This window comes from Microbacterium sp. zg.Y909 (assembly GCF_024626565.1).
In genome coordinates this window covers 1-4660 of record NZ_JANJFJ010000348.1, presented here as the reverse complement: position 1 = coordinate 4660, position 4660 = coordinate 1, and the positions used below count along the sequence as shown (strand labels likewise).

Below are 4660 nucleotides of genomic sequence, written 5' to 3'. Positions count from 1 at the left end.
TTTTGTGGGGCTACCAGGACTTGAACCTGGGACCTCTTCATTATCAGTGAAGCGCTCTAACCGCCTGAGCTATAGCCCCGTCTGCCGTGATTTCTCATCGGCAACCTCCAAGACTTTACCCGACGCGACCCGGTTTCACGAAACCGAGTCGCGTCGGGCGCGTCAGTTGGAGGTGAATCCGACGAGCAGGCCGCCGGTGATCTTGACCATCAGGTTGTAGATGCCCGCCACGACCGCACCCAGCACCGTGAAGACGACGAGGTTGAGGATCGCGATGACGGCGGCGAACGCCATCACCTGCGGGAGTCCGATGAACGTGGTGAGCGAGACGGTGCCGTCGGTGAACGCCATGAACAGCTCATCCAGCTTCGACAGCAGCGTGGTGGCCTCGAGCACCAGGTACACCAGGAAGATCGAGACGACCGTCACGATCGCGAGCGCCACCGAGGCCAGGAACGACAGCTTCACTGCGGACCAGAAGTCCACGTAGACCAGGCGCAGTCGCACCTGCTTGGAACTGGTCTTGCTGGAGGACTTCTTAGCCAGCTTGTCGGCTACCGTGCTCATGCGTCAGTACTCTCTTCCGGGGTCTCGGGGGAGGCGGTCCCGTCTGCGGGCTCGGCGTCCGCCGCATCGGCATCCGCTGCCGCCTCGGCTCGCTGGGCCAGGCCACGCTCGCCGTTGCGGGCGATCGCCAGGATGCGATCGTCGTCGTCCGGTCGTGCGAACACGACACCCATGGTGTCGCGGCCCTTGGCAGGCACCTCGGCCACGGCAGAGCGTACCACCTTGCCGCTGGCAAGAACCACGAGGACCTCGTCCTCCTCACCGACGATGAGGCCGCCGGCCAGGTCTCCCCGATCCTCGTTGAGCTTGGCCACCTTGATGCCCAGGCCACCGCGACCCTGCACCCGATATTCGCCGATGGCGGTGCGCTTGGCATAGCCGCCCTCGGTCACGACGAAGACGTATCCGTCGTCGTGGGCGACCGACGCCGACAGCAGGCTGTCGTCGCCGCGGAAGGACATTCCCTTCACGCCCTCGGTGCTGCGCCCCATCGGACGCAGCGATTCGTCGGTCGCCGTGAAGCGCAGCGACATTCCGTGGCGAGAGATGAGCAGCACGTCATCGGTCTCGTCCACGAGCAGCGCGCTGACGACCTCGTCGTCCTCGCGCAGGCGGATCGCGATGATGCCGCCCTGGCGGTTGGTGTCGTACTCGGTCAGGCGCGTCTTCTTCACCAGGCCCCCGCGGGTGGCCAGCACCAGGTACGTCGCGGCGGAGTAGTCGCGGATGTCGAGGATCTGGGCGATCTCCTCGTCGGGCTGCAGCGCCAGCAGGTTGGCCACGTGCTGACCCTTGGCATCGCGCCCGGCCTCGGGCACCTCATAGCCCTTGGACCGATAGACCCGGCCCTTGTTGGTGAAGAACAGCAGCCAGTGGTGCGTGGTGGTGACGAAGAAGTGCTCCACGACGTCGTCAGCCCGCAGCTGCGCGCCCTTGACTCCCTTGCCGCCCCGGTGCTGCGAGCGGTAGTTGTCGCTGCGGGTGCGCTTGATGTAGCCGTCGCGGGTGACGGTGACGACCATCTCCTCTTCGGGGATGAGGTCCTCGACCGACATGTCGCCGTCGAACCCGTGCAGGATGTGCGTGCGACGCTCATCGCCGAAGCGGTCCACGATGCCGGTGAGCTCGTCGCGGATGATCTCGCGCTGACGCAGCGGGCTCGCGAGGATGCTGTTGTAGTCGGCGATCTTCAGTTCGAGCTCAGTGGCCTCGTCGACGATCTTCTGCCGCTCCAGGGCCGCCAGGCGACGCAGCTGCATCGACAGGATGGCATCGGCCTGCTGGTCGTCGATCTCCAGCAGCACCTTCAGACCCTCACGGGCCTCGTCGACCGTGGGCGAGCGGCGGATGAGCGCGATCACGTCGTCGAGGGCGTCGAGCGCCTTCAGATAGCCGCGCAGGATGTGCATGCGGTCTTCGGCCTCGCGCAGGCGATACCGCGTGCGGCGGACGATGACCTCGACCTGGTGCTCGATCCAGTACGACACGAAGCCGTCCAGCGGCAGCGTGCGCGGCACCCCATCGACGATGGCGAGCATGTTGGCGCCGAAGTTCTCCTGCAGCTGGGTGTGCTTGTAGAGGTTGTTGAGCACCACCTTCGCCACGGCGTCGCGCTTGAGCACGATCACCAGGCGCTGTCCCGTGCGGTCGGAGGTCTCGTCGCGGATGTCGGCGATGCCGCTCAGCTTGCCGTCACGGGCGAGGTCGCGGATCTTCGCGGCGACGTTGTCGGGGTTGACCTGATAGGGCAGCTCGGTGACGACCAGGCAGGTGCGTCCCTGCAGTTCCTCGACGCTGACGACGGCCCGCATCGTGATCGAGCCGCGTCCGGTGCGCTGGGCTTCGCGGATGCCGCGGGTGCCGAGGATCTGCGCGCCGGTGGGGAAATCGGGGCCGGGAATGCGCTGCATGAGCGCCTCGAGCAGCTCCTCGCGGGTGGCTTCCGGGTTCTCCAGCGCCCACAGCGCACCGGCGGCGACCTCGCGCAGGTTGTGCGGCGGGATGTTCGTCGCCATGCCGACCGCGATGCCGACGGAGCCGTTGACGAGCAGGTTCGGGAACCGCGCGGGGAGCACCGACGGCTCCTGCGTGCGGCCGTCGTAGTTGTCCTCGAAGTCGACGGTCTCTTCGTTGATGTCGCGGACCATCTCCAGCGCGAGCTGGGCCATCTTGGTCTCGGTGTATCGCGGAGCGGCGGCGCCCATGTTTCCGGGGGATCCGAAGTTGCCCTGGCCGTCGGCGAGCGGGTACCGCAGCGACCACGGCTGCACGAGGCGCACGAGGGCGTCGTAGATCGCGCTGTCACCGTGAGGGTGATACTGACCCATCACCTCGCCCACGACGCGGGCGCACTTGGAGAACGCCTTGTCGGGGCGGTAGCCGCCGTCGTACATGCCGTAGATCACGCGGCGGTGCACCGGCTTCAGCCCATCGCGCACGTCGGGCAGCGCGCGGCCGACGATGACGCTCATGGCGTAGTCGAGATAGCTGCGTTGCATCTCGACCTGCAGGTCGACCTGGTCGATGTTGCCGTGCTCGTACCCGTCGATCGGGGCGGGGCGCTTGTCGTCAGTCATGTCTTCTCAGTTTCGATTCGCTCGTGCCGCGCTCAGATGTCCAGGAAGCGCACGTCCTTGGCGTTGCGCTGGATGAATCCGCGCCTCGCCTCGACGTCCTCGCCCATGAGCACCGAGAAGATCTCATCCGCCGCGGCGGCATCGTCAATGGTCACCTGCCGCAGGGTGCGGGTCTCGGGGTCCATCGTGGTCTCCCACAGCTCCTTGGCATTCATCTCGCCCAGACCCTTGTAGCGCTGCACGCCGTTGTCCTTGGGGATGCGCTTGCCGGCGGCGATGCCCTCGGTCATCAGCGCGTCGCGCTCGCGGTCGCTGTAGACGTACTCGTGGTCGGCGTTCGTCCACTTCAGGCGGTACAGCGGCGGCTGGGCCAGATATACGAAGCCGGCTTCGATGAGCCCGCGCATGTAGCGGAACAGCATCGTCAGCAGCAGCGTCGTGATGTGCTGACCGTCGACATCGGCATCGGCCATCAGCACGATCTTGTGATAGCGGGCCTTGTCGACGGAGAAGTCCTCGCCGATGCCGGTGCCGAAGGCCGAGATCATCGCCTGGATCTCGGCGTTGCCGAGAGCGCGGTCCAGCCGCGCCTTCTCGACGTTGAGGATCTTGCCGCGCAGCGACAGGATCGCCTGGCGCTCGGGGTCGCGACCGCTGACCGCGGAGCCACCGGCGGAGTCACCCTCGACGAGGAAGATCTCACTGATCGACGGGTCCTTGCTGGTGCAGTCCTTCAGCTTGTCGGGCATGGATGCCGACTCGAAGACGCTCTTGCGGCGTGCGGTCTCGCGCGCCTTGCGGGCGGCGAGGCGTGCGGTGGCGGCGTCGATGGCCTTGCCGATGACACGCTTGGCCTGAGCGGGGTTGCGATCGAGCCAGTCGGTGAGCTTGTCGCCCACGACCTTCTGCACGAACGCCTTCGCTTCGGTGTTGCCCAGCTTCGTCTTGGTCTGGCCTTCGAACTGCGGTTCGGAGAGCTTCACCGAGATGACTGCCGTGAGTCCCTCGCGGATGTCCTCACCGGTGAGGTTCTCGTCCTTCTCCTTGAGCATGTTGTTCGCCCGCGCGTAGCGGTTGACCAGCGTGGTCAGCGCGGCGCGGAAGCCCTCTTCGTGGGTGCCGCCCTCGTGCGTGTTGATCGTGTTGGCGAACGTGTAGACGTTCTCGGTGTAGCTCGTGGTCCACTGCATCGCCAGCTCGAGGGCGATGTGGCGCACCCGGTCCTCGGACTCGATCTCGATGATCTCGTCGTTGACGACCTCTGCCTTGCGCACCTTGTTGAGGTACTCGACGTAGTCGACCAGGCCCCGCTCGTAGTGGAAGTCGTCATTCGGCTGGTGCTCCTCCGACGTGCCGTCAGGCAGATCGACGGTGTATACCGAGTCGGGGCGCTCGTCGCGGAGCGTGATGCGCAGTCCTTTGTTGAGGAACGCGGTCTGCTGGAAGCGGGTGCGCAGCGTGTCGTAGTCGAAGTGCACCGTCTCGAAGATGGTGTCATCCGGCCAGAACTCGATCGT

3 protein-coding genes and 1 tRNA gene are annotated in these 4660 nt (G+C 65.9%); all 4 read right to left on the bottom strand.

Annotation, left to right across the window (positions count from 1 at the left end; translation table 11 throughout):
• Positions 1 to 5: 5 nt before the first annotated feature.
• Positions 6 to 79 (bottom strand) — tRNA-Ile (locus tag NQ160_RS18890).
• 83 nt (positions 80 to 162) lie between these two features.
• A complete protein-coding gene (locus NQ160_RS18885) occupies positions 163 to 567 on the bottom strand; it encodes a DUF3566 domain-containing protein (protein ID WP_257516653.1) in 405 nt (134 codons plus the stop codon).
• The gene (gyrA, locus tag NQ160_RS18880; protein ID WP_257516652.1) at positions 564 to 3143 is read right to left on the bottom strand and encodes a DNA gyrase subunit A; all 2580 of its coding nucleotides are present in this window, start codon (positions 3141 to 3143) and stop codon (positions 564 to 566) included. The genes NQ160_RS18885 and gyrA overlap by 4 nt, the downstream gene beginning before the upstream one ends.
• A gap of 32 nt (positions 3144 to 3175) precedes the next feature.
• Positions 3176 to 4660 (bottom strand): toprim domain-containing protein (locus NQ160_RS18875; protein ID WP_257516651.1); only part of this gene is annotated, 1485 nt, incomplete at its 5' end.